Origin of the sequence: Bradyrhizobium erythrophlei (genome assembly GCF_900129425.1) — a bacterium.
Lineage (GTDB): Bacteria > Pseudomonadota > Alphaproteobacteria > Rhizobiales > Xanthobacteraceae > Bradyrhizobium > Bradyrhizobium erythrophlei_C.
On sequence record NZ_LT670817.1, the window covers coordinates 1,534,047 to 1,550,897 of the forward strand.

Genomic DNA, 16,851 nt, shown 5'->3' on the forward strand with positions numbered 1-16,851 from the left:
GATTTTGGATTTGAAAATTGCAGCGAGCGCCAACCTGCTCCCCTCCCCCCGCGCGCGAAGCGCGTGGCGGGGTCGAGACGAGCGAAGCTCGCTCTTAGGGGTCGGGGGTGGGGGGTGGATGACACGGGGAACGCGGCGTGCTGTCGACCACCGCGTGCCCCGCGCACGCGCTTTGCGTCGAGACGCGACCGAAGCCGAAAAAAAACTCTGGCAACATCTTCGCCTGCCGCCGTTCAAGGAGCACCACTTCCGACGTCAAGCGACGATCGGTCCTTACTTCGCCGATTTCGCCAGCCACCAGCTAAAGCTTGTCATCGAACTCGACGGCGGACAGCACTCTGACAATACGTCGGACGAGACACGCACCCGGTATCTCGAAGCAAACGGCTATCGCGTGCTGCGGTTCTGGAATAACGAGGTCTTCGAGAACATGCCCAGCGTTCTCTCGGCGATCGGTACAGCAGTGAATGCTGATAGACCCCCCACCCCCGACCCCTCCCCGCCGCAAGCGGGGGGAGGGGAGTAGAGCCAATGCCCGATCTTCTCCTCGAACTATTCTCAGAAGAAATTCCCGCGCGGATGCAGGCGAAGGCGGCGGAGGATCTGCGCCGCATGGTGACGGATAAACTGGTCGCCGAGGGCCTGGTCTATGAAGGCGCCAAGGCGTTCGTGACGCCGCGGCGGCTGACGCTGACGGTGCACGGCATTCCCGTGCGTCAGTCGGACCTGAAGGAAGAGCGCAAGGGCCCGCGGGTCGGCGGCCCGGAAGCCGCGATCGCGGGCTTTCTCAAGGCCACCGGCCTTGCGTCGCTCGACGAGGCAAAGATCCAGCGCGATCCGAAGAAGGGAGATTTCTACGTCGCGCTGATCGAAAAGCCCGGCCGCGCCACGTCGGACGTGCTCGCCGACATGCTGCCGGTGATTATCCGCACCTTCCCTTGGCCGAAATCGATGCGCTGGGGCGAACGTTCGGCGCGGCCGGGCGCGCTGCAATGGGTGCGGCCGCTGCATGCCATCGTCGCCACCTTCGGTCTGGAGACCGAGGAGCCCGACGTCGTGAAATTCGCCGTCGACGGCATCGAAGCCGGCCAGACCACGTTCGGCCACCGCTTCATGGCGCCGGCGCCGATCGCCGTGCGCCGGTTCGAGGATTACGAAGCGAAACTGCTGGAAGCGAAGGTCGTGCTCGATCCCGAGCGCCGCAAGGACACCATCGCCACCGACGCAAGGACTCTGGCGCAGGCGCAGAATTTCGAACTGGTCGAAGACCAGGGCCTGCTCGACGAAGTCTCGGGACTGGTCGAATGGCCGGTCGTGCTGATGGGATCGTTCGACGAGGAATTTTTGTCAATTCCGGGCGAGGTGATCCGCGCCACCATTCGCAACAACCAAAAATGTTTTGTGGTGCGGCAGCCTGCTTCACCTCTCCCCGCCGGGAAGAGGTCGAAGGCGCGCGCCAGCGCGACGGCGGGTGAGGGGGCTGGAAACTCTCATGCGATCGACCCCCCTCACCCGGCACTGCGTGCCGACCTCTCCCCAACGGGGAGAGGTGAAGCAGGCAGCGGGGGGAGGGGGGAAGTCCTCACCAACAAGTTCATCCTCACCGCCAACATCGAGGCGTCCGACGGCGGCAAGGCCATCATCGCCGGCAACGAGCGCGTGATCCGCGCACGCCTGAGCGACGCGAAGTTTTTCTACGAGACCGATCTCAAGACAAAACTCGAAGATCGCTTGCCGAAATTCGAGAACATCGTGTTTCATGAAAAGCTGGGGACGCAAGCCGAACGCATCGCGCGAATCAAACGGCTGGCCGCCGAAATCGCGCCGCTGGTCGGCGCCGATGTCGAAAAGGCAAAACGCGCCGCGCATCTGGCGAAGGCGGATCTGCTGACCGAAGTGGTCGGCGAATTCCCGGAGCTGCAGGGCCTGATGGGAAAATACTACGCGCTGGCGCAGGGCGAGGACGCTTCCGTCGCCGCCGCGAGCGAGGAGCACTACAAGCCGCAGGGACCGAACGATCGCGTGCCGACCGATCCGGTGTCAGTTGCTGTGGCGCTGGCGGATAAGATCGACACGCTGGTTGGGTTTTGGGCGATCGACGAGAAGCCGACGGGGAGCAAGGACCCGTATGCGTTGAGACGTGCGGCATTGGGTGCGATCAGGTTGATAGTCGAAAACGGTCTTCGACTATCAATGTTGAAAACTGCCGAACTCGCGATTTCAGGTTTGCTCGATACCGGTACAAAATACCCAGTTGTGGATTCTGGTAAAATTCCAGGCGAGCTTCTTACTTTCTTCGCCGACCGTCTGAAAGTGCAACTGCGCGAGCAGGGATCGCGCCACGATCTCGTCGACGCCGTGTTCGCGCTCGAAGGCCAGGACGACCTCCTCATGGTCGTCCGTCGCGTCGAAGCGCTGGGAAAATTCCTCGATACCGACGACGGCAAGAACCTGCTCGCGGGCACCAAGCGCGCCGCGAACATCTTGCGCATCGAGGAAAAGAAGGACGGCAAGGCCTATGACGGCGCGCCGAACGCGGCGCTCTATAGTCTCGATGAAGAGAAGGCTCTCGCGAAAGCGATCGACCAGGTGAAGGCGGAAGCCAGCGCTGCCGTCGCCAAGGAAGATTTCGCCGGTGCGATGACCGCGCTGGCAAAACTGCGCCCGGCGGTCGATGCGTTCTTCGACAAGGTGAAGGTCAATGACGACGACGCCAGCGTGCGCGAAAATCGCCTGAAGCTGCTGAACGAAATCCGCGCCGCCACACGCGCGGTGGCGGATTTTTCCAGGATACAGGATTGAGTTTCCGCGCGAGCGCACTCTCTCATGCGTCATGCCCGGCCTTGTGCCGGGCATCTACGTGTCTTCTCATTCAAGTAAGACGTGGATGGCCGGGTCAAAGCCCGGCCATGACGGGTATTGGCTCATTACGTTCGCGGTGAACTGCGACACGGAGCGCGGCACATCCTTCGCGACGCGCGGGGGCGCGCTCCTTAGAGCCTGAACACGGACCTCATCCTGAGGAGCTTGCCACCGGGTCCGCGCGAAGCGCGGCCCGATGATAAACTCCGCAAGCGTCTCGAAGGATGGACGCAACATATTGACTCGCAGCCATCCTTCGAGACGCGGCCAAGAGGCCGCTCCTCAGGATGAGGGTTCATTGCATTCGCTGGCCTGAAAGCCGGACTGATTTGCCCGACAGGCAATTTTTCAACCGGCGTGTCTAGCCCCCTTTGCAAAAATATTCTGTTTTTCCGAAAGCGCAAATCAGCCTATATCCATCGCCATCCTGTTCCACTCAGAGGGGCGTTTCGCGAACGTCACGGACGCGGGGCGGGGTGCGGTGGACGCGGCGGCGCGCTTGACGGGCGGTGCCAACGCGGACGGCGAAGACGTGTGGTCCTGACGCCTCGGTGCTGGCGTCAAGTTTGCGGAAATTATCCGCAGGCGACGGTGGCAAGAAAGCCGATCACCGGGGAGAGCACGGCATAAGCCGTAAACCATTGCGCGGGGAATGCCGGATGATTCCGGTAAACTCGCTGTGAATACTCGTGTGCATACTTACTACCCATAGCGCACACGAGGCTGCGGGTGCATCGGGCGCCCGGCATTCCCTGCGCCCTCTGATTGGAGAGGGCCGATGATGATGGCAAACCTCGCGCACAACATGCGGCGAGATCGCGAAGCTGTGTCTGGTGATGACTGACTGCTGAAATTTGCATCTTTTCTCACCGTCTCATGATGAAGGCGTGCTTTGTGCAGGGACGTGTGCGTTCACAAAGAAACGGACAAAACAAAAGCCCCGCCCGGCGGGGGGGAAACCGGGCGAGGCCTTGATGTCCGGTCGCCGTTGCAGCGCCCCGGACAATTCGCTTGGGCTGATTTACTCGACGACCTGAACGATGCGGCGCGAGCGCGGTTCGACCAGTACGGTGCGGCCATTGACCACAGTGTAGCGATAGGGCGTGACGGCGTAGGTCTGCGGCACGTCGTAATAGGTCACGCCGGTTTCCGGCAGCACGCCGCCCACCACAACCTGATCCGGAATCGCGTAGTTCGGCACCCGTTCGCGAATAATGTATTCGCGGAACGCCGGCCGCTGATCGATGGCGATGCCGCCGGCCTCGTCGGAGACGATCACGGGGCCTCCGCGAACGAGGCCGGTGGTGATTTCGCTCTGCGCCTGTGCCGCGATCGGCGCGCTGATGGCGCCCGCGATCGCTGCAATGGCAAGTATCTTGCTCCGCATGATTAGCTCCTTCGCGATGAAACGCGCCCGCTCGCGCCGGCGCGCAATCCCACCCAATTCATCGCGCGCGGCATCGTTCCCCGGAACATGCGGTTGTGACCGCCGCAATTTACGGCATTTTTCGCCGGCGCCGGAACTCATGCGGACGACAAGCGTCTCCTATCGTGGAACCGCGCATGGGGATAAAATGCGGGCCTCGATTCGACTTTTTCCCACAGCGCTGTAGCGAACAGGATTCCAGATGACCCTTACGGTTGCCCACATTTCACCGATCATGTCCGTGATCGCAGGCCTGCTCATTCTGATCATGCCGCGGTTGCTCAATCTGGTGGTGGCGATCTTTCTGATTCTCAACGGCCTGATCGGCCTCGGACTGCTCAGATGGCTTCATATCTAGCGTCAAAACGCGCCTTGTTGCCTTGCGCGGAACTCACCAAAGTGGTGTAAGGCGCGCAACTTCCTCTCCTCTCGCGGATTATTTGCAGTCATGGCCAAAGCCGTAGCGAAGACCAAAAAAATCGCAGCGAAATCAAAGTCATCCGGATCCGCCGGGGCGAAAGCCGCGCCGGCGGTCAGCGCCCGCAAGGCACTCAAGAAGAGCCCGGCCAAAGCGGTGCCGAAGCCAGCGGGCAAGAGCAAGGTTGTCGCCGGCAAGCCCGCCCCAGGCAAGATTGGGGCGGATGTGGCGAAATCCGGCAAATGGGTGTTCACCTTCGGCGACGGCAAGGCGGAAGGCAAAGCGGGCCTGCGCGATTTGCTGGGCGGCAAGGGCGCCAATCTCGCCGAGATGGCCAATCTCGGACTGCCGGTGCCTCCCGGCTTCACGATTCCGACGTCGGTCTGCACGTATTTTTATGCGCACGACAAATCCTATCCTGCCGCATTGAAGGCGCAGGTCGAAAAAGCGCTGGATCATGTCGGCAAGTTGACCGGCAAGGCGTTCGGCGATTCGAGAAATCCGCTGCTGGTTTCGGTGCGCTCCGGCGGCCGCGCCTCGATGCCGGGCATGATGGACACCGTGCTCAATCTCGGTCTCAACGACACCACAGTCGAAGCACTGGCCGAAATGTCCGGCGATCGCCGTTTCGCCTATGACAGCTATCGCCGTTTCATCACCATGTATTCCGACGTGGTGCTCGGCTTCGAGCATTCGCACTTCGAGGACATCCTCGATACCTTCAAGGACAGCCAGGGCTATACGCTCGACACCGACCTGACCGGCGACGACTGGGTCGATCTGGTCGGCCGCTACAAGGATGCGGTGGCGCGCGAGACCGGCAACGATTTCCCGCAGGATCCGCACGCGCAATTATGGGGCGCGATCGGCGCGGTGTTTTCGTCGTGGATGAACGCGCGCGCGGTGACCTACCGGCGGCTGCACGACATTCCGGAATCCTGGGGTACCGCGGTCAACATACAGGCGATGGTGTTCGGCAATATGGGCGAGACCTCGGCGACCGGGGTGGCGTTCACGCGCAATCCCTCGACCGGCGAGAGCAAGCTGTACGGCGAATTCCTGATCAACGCGCAAGGTGAGGACGTGGTGGCGGGGATTCGCACCCCGCAGGACATCACCGAATATGCGCGCAAGGAATCCGGTTCCGACAAGGCGTCGATGGAAACCGCGATGCCCGAGGCGTTCAAGGAGCTGACGCGGATCTACACGCAGCTCGAAAAACACTACCGCGACATGCAGGACATGGAGTTCACGGTCGAAGAGGGCAAGCTGTGGATGCTGCAGACTCGCAGCGGCAAGCGCACCGCGAAGGCGGCGCTCCGCATCGCCGTCGAACTCGCCAATGAAGGCCTGATCAGCAAGAAAGATGCGGTGTCGCGGATCGATCCGGCGTCGCTCGATCAGTTGCTGCACCCGACCATCGATCCCGCCGCCAAGCGCGATGTCATTGCCACCGGCCTGCCGGCGTCGCCGGGTGCTGCCGCGGGCGAAATCGTGTTCTCGTCCGACGAGGCGGCCAAACTGCAGGCCGATGGCCGCAAGGTCATCCTGGTGCGGATCGAGACCAGTCCCGAAGACATTCACGGCATGCACGCCGCCGAAGGCATCCTGACCACGCGCGGCGGCATGACCTCGCATGCCGCGGTGGTCGCGCGCGGCATGGGCAAGCCCTGCGTTTCCGGCTGCGGCACCATCCGCGTCGATTACGGCCGCGGCACCATGAGCATCGGCACGCGCACCTTCAAGACCGGCGACGTCATCACCATCGACGGGTCGCTGGGCCAGGTGCTGGCCGGGCGGATGCCGATGATCGAGCCGAAATTGTCGGGCGAATTCGGCACGCTGATGGGCTGGGCCGATTCGGTCCGCAAGCTCGGGGTTCGCGTCAACGCCGATACGCCCGACGATGCGCGCACCGCGATCAAGTTCGGCGGCGAGGGCATCGGGCTTTGCCGCACCGAGCACATGTTCTTCGAGGAGACCCGAATTCGCACCGTGCGCGAGATGATTCTGGCCGAGGACGAACAGGCCCGCCGCGCCGCGCTGTCGAAGCTTTTGCCGATGCAGCGCGCCGATTTCGTCGAGCTGTTCGAGATCATGAAGGGCCTGCCGGTGACGATCCGGCTGCTCGATCCGCCCTTGCACGAGTTCCTGCCGCATACCCAGGCCGAGATCGAGGAAGTCGCGCGCGCGATGAATACCGATCCGCGGCGGCTGGCCGATCGCGCCCGCGACCTCGCCGAATTCAATCCGATGCTCGGCTTCCGCGGCTGCCGCCTCGCCATCGCCTATCCCGAGATCGCCGAGATGCAGTCGCGCGCGATCTTCGAAGCGGCGGTCGAAGCGCAAAAGCGCACCGGCAAGGCCGTCGGCCTCGAGGTGATGGTGCCGCTGATCGCGACCAAGATGGAGTTCGACCTGGTCAAGGCGCGGATCGACGCCACCGCGCAGTCGGTGATGAAGGAGACCGGGACCAAGCTCGCCTATCAGGTCGGCACCATGATCGAGCTGCCGCGCGCATGCCTGATGGCCGGCGATATCGCCAGCACCGCCGAATTCTTTTCGTTCGGCACCAACGACCTGACCCAGACCACCTACGGCATCAGCCGCGATGACGCCGCCGGTTTTCTCGGCATCTACATCGCCAAGGGAATCCTGGAGATCGATCCGTTCGTCTCGGTCGACCGCGACGGCGTCGGCGAACTGGTGAAGATCGGCGTGGAGCGCGGGCGCAAGACCCGCCCCGATCTCAAGGTCGGCATCTGCGGCGAGCATGGCGGCGATCCCGCATCGGTCGCGTTCTGCCACGAGATCGGACTGGATTACGTTTCGTGCTCGCCCTACCGCGTGCCGATCGCACGGCTGGCCGCGGCGCAGGCCGCACTCGGCAAGGCCGTCGCCAGCCAGGCGTGAGATTCAGCTTCGCGTCCGACGATCAACAAAGACAGCGTCATGCCCGGACTTGTTCGGGCATCCACGTCTTGCGGGGGCGCGTGAAAGAAGACGTGGATGGCCGGGACGAGCCCGGCCATGACGAAGCAATCCCGTAATGATGCGCGGGAAAAATTTCAGAACGCCCCGCAAAATTTTTCTTCATCATTTTCGTTGACCGGATATTTACCACTTTATTCGAGCGCCTGTTTACCAAGGTTTTCGATGTGATCAGGTAAACCGCCGTGATTTCTTGGCTGTATCGCGCGCGCCACGCCGATTAACTCCCTCGCAACCTAAATTCGATAACACCAAAAAAGATCGAATTGCACGGATGTACTGGGGTTCGATTTTGTGCCTGTAGCGTTGCGTGAGCGTATCGATGTCAGTATTGCGTAACCGGCCGAAGGGCGTGCGTTTCGCGTCCTTCGGCCTTGGTCTTTGCGTCTTCGCATTGATCCCGACAGAGATCGGATATCAGGATATCGCCTCGCTGCTGGCCCGGCAGCCGGGCGTCGCCGAACGCTGGCAGAAGCGGGTGTTCTCCGCCGCCAGCACCATCCAGGTCGCCACCTACAGCTTCGGCCGTCCGATCGGAACCTCGGTTCCGCATACCGCGACCTATCTTCTGGCCAGCCTCGACAACCAGGGCAACGACATCACGGGTTCGGTGACGCGCAATCCGATCGTGCAGCCGCCGCCGCGCTATCAGGCGTCCGACTTTCCCAGGGTGGATCGTACGCTGAAGGGCGACCGCCTGGTCATCGCGCCGCCCGAGATGGCAGCGCCAGCTGGCTCCACGCCTGCGAACGAGGATCCGTCGACCTCCAACGCCTCGGTGGCCGGAGCCAAAACCGCCGCCGCGACGGCGCCTGTCGAACCCGCGCCGCTCGATCCCGAACTGCAGGAGGCGCTGAGCGCGCCGCCGCTCGCCCAATACGATGTTTCGATGTCGCTCGAAGCCCAGCCGCTCGACGATCTGAAAGTCGCGCCCGATGCCACGGCGATACCGCTCGAGCCGGCCGCTTCGCATGACGGCTTCTCGGTGAAGACCGCCAGCCTGTATTTCGGCAGTTCCTCGCTCGGCGGCGAGGTGGAGAGCATCGAGCGCTGGCAGCCTGGCGAAGAGCCCTCGATCGTCACGCCGCCTGCGCTCCCCGATCCCGACATGAAGGTGATGGCATCGCTGCCGCCAGCCGCGGACGCCAAGGGAACTGACAACGCCGTCGAAAGCGGTGAGAGCATCGCGGCCAAGGGCGAAGTCAACTCCGACAACCAGCGTGCCAAGACCCCGGCCGAGCGCCTCGGCCTGTTCGACGCGAAGGCGCGCGCCAAATCGGAGAAATGCCTCGCCGAAGCGGTCTATTTCGAGGCCCGCGGCGAAGCCGTGCGCGGCCAGATCGCGGTGGCGCAGGTGGTGATGAACCGCGCGTTCTCCGGCTTCTATCCGACCACGGTATGCGGCGTGGTCTACCAGAACAAGAACCACCACCTCGCGTGCCAGTTTACGTTTGCCTGCGATAACGTGGCCGACGTCGTGCGCGAACCCGACATGTGGGACCGCGCCAAAAAAATCTCAAAGGCGATGCTCGACGGCCAGCTCTGGCTGCCGGAAGTCGCCAAGTCGACGCATTACCACGCCTATTGGGTGCACCCATCCTGGGTCAGCGAAATGAAGAAGACGTACAAATTCGGCGTGCACACCTTCTATCGGCCGCGGGCGTGGGGCGACGGCAGCGACGCCCCGAGCTGGGGAACGCCGGCGCAAACCGCGGAAATCTCCGCGGAGCTCGCGGAAGCGGCGAAGAGCTCGGCCGAGCTGTCACCAACAACGGTGCGGCGCTAGATTCAGGCATCGATATCCAGCGCGATATCGAAATTCGGCGCGGAATGCGTCAGCGCGCCGGCCGAAGCGTAATCGACACCGGTCGCGGCGATCTTGGCGATCGAAGCTTGCGTGACGCCGCCGGAAGCTTCCAGCACGACGCGCCCTTTCGCCAGCTTCACCGCCTCGCTCAGCGTGGCGATATCCATGTTGTCCAGCAGCACCACGTCGGCGAGACCGGTGTCGAGCACTTCGCGCAGTTGCGCCAGCGTGTCGACCTCGATCTCGACCTTGACCAGATGTCCGATATGGGCCCGCGCCCGCTTCAACACCGGCGTGATGCCGCCGGCAACCGCGATGTGGTTGTCCTTGATCAGGATCGCATCGTCGAGGCCGAAGCGATGGTTGAAGCCGCCGCCGCAGCGCACCGCATATTTCTCGAGCGCGCGCAGGCCGGGCGTGGTCTTGCGGGTACAGCAGATGCGCATCTTGGTGCCGGCGGTATGGCGCACATAGTCCGCGGTGAGGGTGGCGATCCCCGACAGCCGGCCGACAAAATTCAGAGCGGTACGCTCGCCGGCCAGCACGGCGCGCGCCGGCCCCGAAATCGTCAGCACGTGCACGCCGGTGGCGACGGTCGCGCCGTCGCGAAAGTGAGCCTGGATGCTGAGATCCGGCGACAGCTTTTGAAATACCGCCAGCGCCACCGGCAGCCCGGCGATGACGCCGGCCTGCCGCGCAATCATGATGGCATGGGCGTGGGTCGCCTCCGGGATGGTGGCGTTCGAGGTGATGTCACCGGCGCGGCCGAGATCTTCATTGAGCGCGCGCTGCACGGCCTCGTCGATGGCAAGCGGCGACAGGAACGCTTCGGGGTTCAACAGCGAGGCTGGTGTTGTCATGTGCTTTTCCTGTCAGGCGTTCATCGGTTGCGCAGAGCGCGTTAAAGTTCGCTCGGAGAGTGACGCCGCGATCTCCCGCGCCGCGGCGAGCGTCGTCATGGTGCGATGCGCCAGCGCCGGTTTCTCTGTGGGATAATCGATGCGGTAATGGCCGCCGCGACTTTCGCGCCGCGCCCAGGCCGAGGCCGCGACCAGCAGCGCGGTCGTGGCCATGTTGCGCAGCGCGATGTTGGCCGTTTCCCGCTCGATGGCCGCGAACGACCGCACCGCTTCCGCGAGACGCTCGCCATCGCGGATCACGCCGACATGCGAGGTCATCATGGACCGAAAAGTTTGTTCCGACCGCGCCGGCATGGCGCCATTTCGCTCGCGGACCGAGGTGAGCAGCAACCGGGTGGGCTTAGTGATCATGCGGCCGCCGATATCTTCTGCGATGCGCGCGGCAAAGACCACGGCCTCGAGCAGGGAGTTCGACGCCAGCCGGTTGGCCCCATGCGCGCCGGTGGACGACACTTCGCCGCCGGCCCACAACCCCGTCAGCGACGTTCGGCCGTGATCATCCACTAATATGCCGCCCATGTGATAGTGCGCGGCCGGGGCCACCGGGATCGGTTGCGTCGCCGGATCGATGCCGGCGGCGATGCAGCTCGCATAGACGGTCGGAAATTTCTCGGCGAAATGCGCGCCGAGCGCATCTCGCGCGTCGAGATACGCGCCATGGCCGGCGGCGATTTCCGCGAACACGCCGCGCGCCACGACGTCGCGCGGCGCGAGTTCCGCCAACCGGTGCCGCGCCAGCATGAAACGCTCGCCCTTGTCGTTGATCAGGGTGGCGCCTTCGCCGCGCAACGCTTCGGTCGCCAGAGGCGCCGGATCGCGGCCGACCATGATCGCGGTCGGATGAAACTGCACGAATTCCGGATCGGCGATCACGGCGCCGGCGCGCGCGGCGATGGCGAGCCCAAGCCCGCTGGCTTCCGGCGGATTGGTCGTCACCGCATAGAGATGGCCGATGCCGCCGGTTGCCAGCACCACGGTGCGCGAGGCCATGGTCACACGGTTCGCGGCGGCGTCGCCGACTTTACGCAACTGAAGCCCCGCCACCGCGCCATCCTCGGTCAGCAGTGCTTCGGCGGCATAACCTTCGATCACCCGGATCGAGGGCGTTGCGCGCACGGCTTCGATCAGCGCCGACATGATCGCCTTGCCGGCCATGTCGCCGCGCACGTGCACGATGCGCCGCGCGGAATGCGCGGCCTCGCGGGAGACCGCGAGTTTGCCCTCGAGGTCGCGATCGAACGGCACGCCATAGTGAAGCAGGTCGCGGATGCGGGCGCCGGCTTCGCGTGCCAGCCCCAACGCCACCGCCTCGTCGACCAGGCCGGCGCCGGCGGCGATGGTATCGGCGGCATGGGCCTCGGCGCTGTCGCCTTCGGCCACTGCGGCCGCGATGCCGCCTTGCGCCCATGCCGTCGAGGCGCCCTGGCCAAGTGGTGCTGCCGAAATCACCGTGACCGGGCGCGGCGCGAGCTTCAGCGCGCAGAACAACCCGGCGAGGCCGCCGCCGACGATGACGACATCGTCGGTGCTGCGGGTAAGGTCGTCGTGATCGTGATTCAACATGTTCCTTCCCTTCGCGGGGACGACGATGTTAGTTCTTCAGATTGATCATCCGCTCCACCGAGCGCCGCGCCTTCTCGGCGATCAGGGGATCGATGGTGACTTCCTCACGCAGATGGACCAGGCTGTCGAGAATCTTGGGCAACGTGATCCGCTTCATGTGCGGGCACAGATTGCACGGCCGCACCATCTCGACGTCGGGCAGCTCGGCCTGGACATTGTCGGCCATCGAGCACTCGGTGATCATCACCACGCGCTTGGGGTGTTTGTTGCGCACCCAGTTGATCATGTGCGCAGTCGAGCCGGTGAAGTCGGCTTCCGCCAGCACATCGGGCGGGCACTCCGGATGGGCGATGATCTGCACAGACGGATCGGCCTCGCGATAGGCGCGCAGTTCGTCGCCTGTAAAACGCTCGTGCACTTCGCAGGCGCCCTTCCAGGCGATGATCTGTACGTTGGTGTTGGAGGCCACATATTTCGCCAGATATTGGTCCGGCAGGAAGATCACCGTCGGCGCGTTGAGGCTCTCGACCACTTGCACCGCGTTGGACGAGGTGCAGCAGATATCGACCTCCGCCTTCACGTCGGCCGACGTATTGACATAGGCCACGACCGGCACACCGGGAAATCGCTCGCGCAATAACCGTACATCGGCGCCGGTGATGCTCGATGCCAGCGAGCAGCCGGCGCGCGAATCCGGGATCAGAACCGTCTTGTGCGGATTCAGAATCTTCGAGGTCTCGGCCATGAAGTGAACGCCGCACTGGACGATGATATCGGACTTCACCTTGGTGGCTTCGATCGCGAGCTGCAGCGAGTCGCCGCCGATATCGGCGACGCAATGGAAAATTTCCGGCGTCTGGTAATTGTGCGCCAGGATCACCGCGCCGCGCGTCTTCTTCAGCTCGTTGATCGCCTTGACGTAGGGCGCCATGAACGGCCATTCGACCGGCGAGATCACGTTCCTGACCCGCTCATAAAGATGCGCGGTGGCGCGTTCGACCTCGGGCGTCCACTCCAGCGATGGCATCGGCAGGGCCCGGGCGCGCTCGGCCGGGCTGACGCGGTTGCGCGGTTGCACCGTGGGTCGCGGGCCGCGGGGGTTTCCGAAATCTTCGGAACCGTAGATTCCAGCAATCGGCATGGCAGGCTCCCTTGGAAATCCAAAATATACTCAATATGAGCATATTAGGGGTCTGAGAAATCCGGCCTCAAAAGGCCGGCGGGTTGCTGAGGTGCGCGGCGACGACCCGAACCAACCCGCAGCCTTGCAGAGGGTTCGACGGGGATACGACGCCCGACTTATACTCATTATGAGCAAATTGCATATAACACGCCTCCCTCCGCTTCGCTAGGCTGCGCGGACCGTTAAATGAGCAAAGCTGCCGGTCGCGCTACGCAACGCTGCAATGCGGCGGGAGGTTTAGCCAACATCCCGGTTGGGATTTCCATGCGGATGCATTAACTTCGCCCGGCGTCGATTTACTGGCGGTTTTCGCACCGCGCGCCGTTTCTTCCGTGTCAAGCCTCGAGGAATTTGCATGGCCGCGACTGAAGGCGATCCCCGTCCTGTCTCCACCGCGGCCACCTGGCGGACCCCGCTGGTGATCGTGGTGTGCGGCAGCCTGATCGGGATGCTGACATTCGGCCCGCGTTCGACGTTCGGGTTCTTCATGCAGCCCATCAGCCGCGAGTTCGGCTGGGGCCGCGACGTGTTCGCGCTCGCCTTCGCCGTGCAGAATCTGCTGTGGGGAGTGGGGCAACCATTTGCCGGCGCGATCGCCGATCGGTTCGGCACGTTGCGGGTGATCTGCATCGGTGCGCTGATGTATGCCGCGGGCCTGACCATCATGCGCTACGGGTCGACGCCGGCCTCGCTCGAACTCGGCGCCGGGATTCTGATCGGTTTCGGCCTGTCCGGATGTTCGTTCAACCTGGTGCTGTCGGCGTTCGGCAAGCTGATGCCGCCGGAATGGCGCGGCATCGCGCTTGGAGCAGGCACCGCCGCCGGCTCGTTCGGGCAATTCCTGTTCGCCCCCTTCGGGGTCGCGCTGATCGACAATTTCGGCTGGCAGTCCGCCCTGACGGTGTTCGCGGCCCTGATGCTGCTGGTGATCCCGCTGTCGCTGGCGCTGGCGACGCCGGCCGTGGCCGCGAGCGACGGACCGGTCATGCAGCAACAGTCGTTCAAGCAGGCGCTGGTGGAGGCCTTCGGCCACCGCTCCTACGTGCTGCTGGTGCTCGGCTTCTTCACCTGTGGGTTTCAACTCGCCTTCATCACCGTGCATCTGCCGGCCTACCTGGTCGATCGCGGCGCACCGGTTCAGACCGGCGGCTGGGTGATTGCCACCATCGGGCTGTTCAACATCATAGGTTCGCTCAGCGTCGGATGGCTGCAGAGCAGGCTCCCGAAGCGCTATATCCTGTCGGTGATTTATTTCGCTCGCGCGATGTCGATCGTGGCGTTCATTTCGTTTCCGATCACCACTTTCTCCGCGATCGCGTTCGGCATCGTCACCGGCCTGACCTGGCTGTCGACGGTGCCGCCGACCTCGAGCCTGGTCGCACTGATGTTTGGGACGCGCTGGCTGGCGACGCTGTATGGCTTTGCTTTCTTCAGCCACCAGGTCGGGGGCTTCCTCGGCGTGCTGCTCGGGGGTATCGTGTTCGAGCAGTTCGGGTCGTACACCCCGATCTGGTGGCTTTCGGTCCTGTTCGGCATATTGTCGGCGCTGATCAACCTTCCGATCGTCGAAGCGCCGGTGGCGCGGCCAGTTGCGCAGCCGGCATAGTCCATTCAGAGTCTGAAAATTCAAGAAGCATCGGAGAGTGCGTTTGGGAACGTTCAAGGCGATCAGGATCGACAAGGCGGAAAAGGGCACCACGGCCGCGCTCACCCAGTTCGATGAAGCCGAATTGATGGATGGCGACGTCACCGTGCGGGTCGAATGGTCGGCGCTGAACTACAAGGATGGCCTGGCCGTTACCGGCAAGGCGCCGGTGGTGCGGCGCTTTCCGATGATCGCGGGCATCGACCTCGCCGGCACCGTCGAGCAATCGTCGCACCCGCAGTGGAAGGCCGGCGACAAGGTGATCTGCACCGGCTGGGGCATGGGCGAGACCCATCTCGGCGCCTACGCCGAGAAGGCGCGGGTCAAGGGCGACTGGCTGGTGCGCCTGCCGCAGGGAATGTCGGCGCGGGATGCGATGGCGATCGGCACCGCGGGGTTCACCGCGATGCTCTCGGTGCTCGCGCTGGAAAAATATGGCCTCACGCCCAAGGACGGCCCGGTTGTCGTCACCGGCGCCGCCGGCGGCGTCGGCTCGGTCGCGACCGCGGTACTCTCCAAACTCGGCTATCACGTCATCGCATCGACCGGCCGCATGGCGGAGGCCGAGTATCTCAGGGGTCTCGGTGCCGCCGAGGTGATCGATCGCAGCGAGCTGTCAGGGCCGGCCAAGCCCCTGGCCAGGGAGCGCTGGGCGGGCGGAATCGACAGCGTCGGGTCCACGACGCTCGCCAACCTTCTGTCGATGACGAAATACCGCGGTGCCATCGCCGCATGCGGCCTTGCCGCCGGCATGGACCTGCCGTCTTCGGTGGCGCCGTTTATTTTACGCGGCGTGTGTCTGTTGGGCATCGATTCCGTGATGTGCCCGATTGAGTTGCGCAAGGCCGCCTGGACCCGGCTCGCGAGTGACCTGGATCGGGGGAAGCTCACTGAAATTACACATGAAATTGGTCTCGACGGGGTTATCGACGCCGGTGCCAGGATCCTCGCCGGCCAGGTTCGCGGTCGAATCGTGGTAAAAATTCTCTAACGGCGTTCAGACTTTACCAACGAACCTGCTCCAATGTTCCGTGCGTTGCCAAAACTAGCTTAGTAAGCCCTTGATTATCCAGCACTTTTTTTTGGGCGTCCGCATCTTCGGCATCAGCAGAGCGCCCGGGTGTTGGGGGTGGCCGATTGAACCCGGATGATGATTTTAGGCGGCTAACGGGTTTACTTCGTAGGGGGTAACCTTGCAGGAACCTGCAAACTTCCCAATTGTAGGTCAGGGCGACGGAAATGGCCCGAAATCATTCAAAAGCGGTCTTATTCTTGTACTTTTTTGCCCTGTTAGGGTTTCCAAACGTTAATTTCTTAAGTTTCTTGAAACTATCATTGAGCGATGGTAGTTATCTATCCAGTTGCTGATGGCGATGGAGAAACAGCACCCCGCTCGAAAGAGTTTCGTGTCTAGCGAATGCAAAGTGGGTTTTCGCACAAAATAGCTCCCGATAACTCGGGGGCTATTTTCTTTTTCCAAGCCTTCGTCTTCGTCGGCCTAAAGGGCTTGTGGCCGTTGCTGGCCTTCTGAATCAGGGCCGTAAATGGGACAGCATGTAACCGGTCGGGTAATTCTGGCTTCAGATACGCAGACGCAACGAAAAGTATCACGTCTAAGCTCGCTTGCTGAGCCTGCTCAACATTAAAGAACACCGCATAGGGACCGCCCGGGACGTCGTCCACGATCAGCATATTCCTGCCCTCCGAAAAGAAGGCCATGCCTGCAGATGCCTCTCGTACCAGCCGAGGCAGTTCTTTGGAGAGCGCGGCGCGAACTGGGCAAAAACACCTCCTATCAGATCCCACCTCAAATATATGATGATCTGGATCACCTGTGCGCACATCGCGTGCGAAGCAATGGTGGCCGTAGGAGACGAGAACTCGAAACGAGACGCTGGCCTCTGTTTTGGCCGACACATCAATTACCGCCGAGTCCAGATGGGTCAGATCGTACTCAACATCGTCAATTACCTTTTTGCCCCAACTTCTCACACTGCGATCCTTGAATGACGTGCAACATGGTCAAAGTACTACCC

General features: G+C 62.9%; 12 protein-coding genes. 7 read left to right on the plus strand and 5 right to left on the minus strand.

What is annotated here, in order from left to right:
• Positions 1–118: 118 nt before the first annotated feature.
• Positions 119–526: an endonuclease domain-containing protein gene (locus tag B5527_RS07275; RefSeq protein WP_079607132.1), complete on the plus strand. Its 408-nt coding sequence runs from the start codon at positions 119–121 to the stop codon at positions 524–526.
• 5 nt (positions 527–531) lie between these two features.
• A complete protein-coding gene (gene glyS, locus B5527_RS07280; protein ID WP_079600693.1) occupies positions 532–2,802 on the plus strand; it encodes a glycine--tRNA ligase subunit beta in 2,271 nt (756 codons plus the stop codon).
• 1,081 nt (positions 2,803–3,883) lie between these two features.
• On the opposite strand, the gene B5527_RS07290 is transcribed toward glyS, so the two are convergent.
• Positions 3,884–4,249: a DUF1236 domain-containing protein gene (locus B5527_RS07290; RefSeq protein WP_079607133.1), complete on the minus strand. Its 366-nt coding sequence runs from the start codon at positions 4,247–4,249 to the stop codon at positions 3,884–3,886.
• A gap of 241 nt (positions 4,250–4,490) precedes the next feature.
• On the opposite strand from B5527_RS07290, the gene B5527_RS07295 reads away from it, so the two are divergent.
• The 3 genes from B5527_RS07295 (at position 4,491) to B5527_RS07305 (ending at position 9,483) form a co-directional block, all read left to right on the plus strand.
• Positions 4,491–4,646, plus strand: coding sequence for a DUF3096 domain-containing protein (locus B5527_RS07295; RefSeq protein WP_079600695.1), 156 nt, complete (start codon positions 4,491–4,493; stop codon positions 4,644–4,646).
• Positions 4,647–4,736: 90 nt separating this feature from the next.
• On the plus strand, positions 4,737–7,619 hold the full coding sequence (ppdK, locus tag B5527_RS07300; protein WP_079600696.1) for a pyruvate, phosphate dikinase: 2,883 nt from the start codon (positions 4,737–4,739) through the stop codon (positions 7,617–7,619).
• Positions 7,620–8,019: 400 nt separating this feature from the next.
• Positions 8,020–9,483, plus strand: coding sequence for a cell wall hydrolase (locus B5527_RS07305; protein WP_079600697.1), 1,464 nt, complete (start codon positions 8,020–8,022; stop codon positions 9,481–9,483).
• Between the two features lie 2 nt (positions 9,484–9,485).
• On the opposite strand, the gene nadC is transcribed toward B5527_RS07305, so the two are convergent.
• From nadC to nadA, 3 genes are read right to left on the minus strand one after another with little or no spacing between them, the layout of a single operon-like run.
• Positions 9,486–10,364 carry a carboxylating nicotinate-nucleotide diphosphorylase gene (gene nadC, locus B5527_RS07310; RefSeq protein WP_079600698.1) on the minus strand — a complete coding sequence of 293 codons (879 nt, stop codon included), beginning with the start codon at positions 10,362–10,364 and terminating at the stop codon, positions 9,486–9,488.
• A 12-nt stretch (positions 10,365–10,376) separates the two neighbouring features.
• Positions 10,377–11,987 carry an L-aspartate oxidase gene (locus tag B5527_RS07315; protein ID WP_079600699.1) on the minus strand — a complete coding sequence of 537 codons (1,611 nt, stop codon included), beginning with the start codon at positions 11,985–11,987 and terminating at the stop codon, positions 10,377–10,379.
• Between the two features lie 28 nt (positions 11,988–12,015).
• Positions 12,016–13,128, minus strand: coding sequence for a quinolinate synthase NadA (gene nadA, locus B5527_RS07320; RefSeq protein ID WP_079600700.1), 1,113 nt, complete (start codon positions 13,126–13,128; stop codon positions 12,016–12,018).
• A 397-nt stretch (positions 13,129–13,525) separates the two neighbouring features.
• Between nadA and B5527_RS07325 the strand changes: the two genes are divergently transcribed.
• On the plus strand, positions 13,526–14,776 hold the full coding sequence (locus tag B5527_RS07325; RefSeq protein ID WP_079600701.1) for an MFS transporter: 1,251 nt from the start codon (positions 13,526–13,528) through the stop codon (positions 14,774–14,776).
• A gap of 43 nt (positions 14,777–14,819) precedes the next feature.
• Positions 14,820–15,806 carry an MDR family oxidoreductase gene (locus tag B5527_RS07330; RefSeq protein ID WP_079600702.1) on the plus strand — a complete coding sequence of 329 codons (987 nt, stop codon included), beginning with the start codon at positions 14,820–14,822 and terminating at the stop codon, positions 15,804–15,806.
• A 419-nt stretch (positions 15,807–16,225) separates the two neighbouring features.
• Here B5527_RS07330 and B5527_RS43545 read toward each other — a convergent pair whose 3' ends face one another.
• Positions 16,226–16,807 (minus strand): hypothetical protein, encoded by a 582-nt coding sequence (locus B5527_RS43545; RefSeq protein ID WP_154072066.1) that lies wholly within the window; start codon positions 16,805–16,807, stop codon positions 16,226–16,228.
• Between the last annotated feature and the right edge of the window lie 44 nt (positions 16,808–16,851).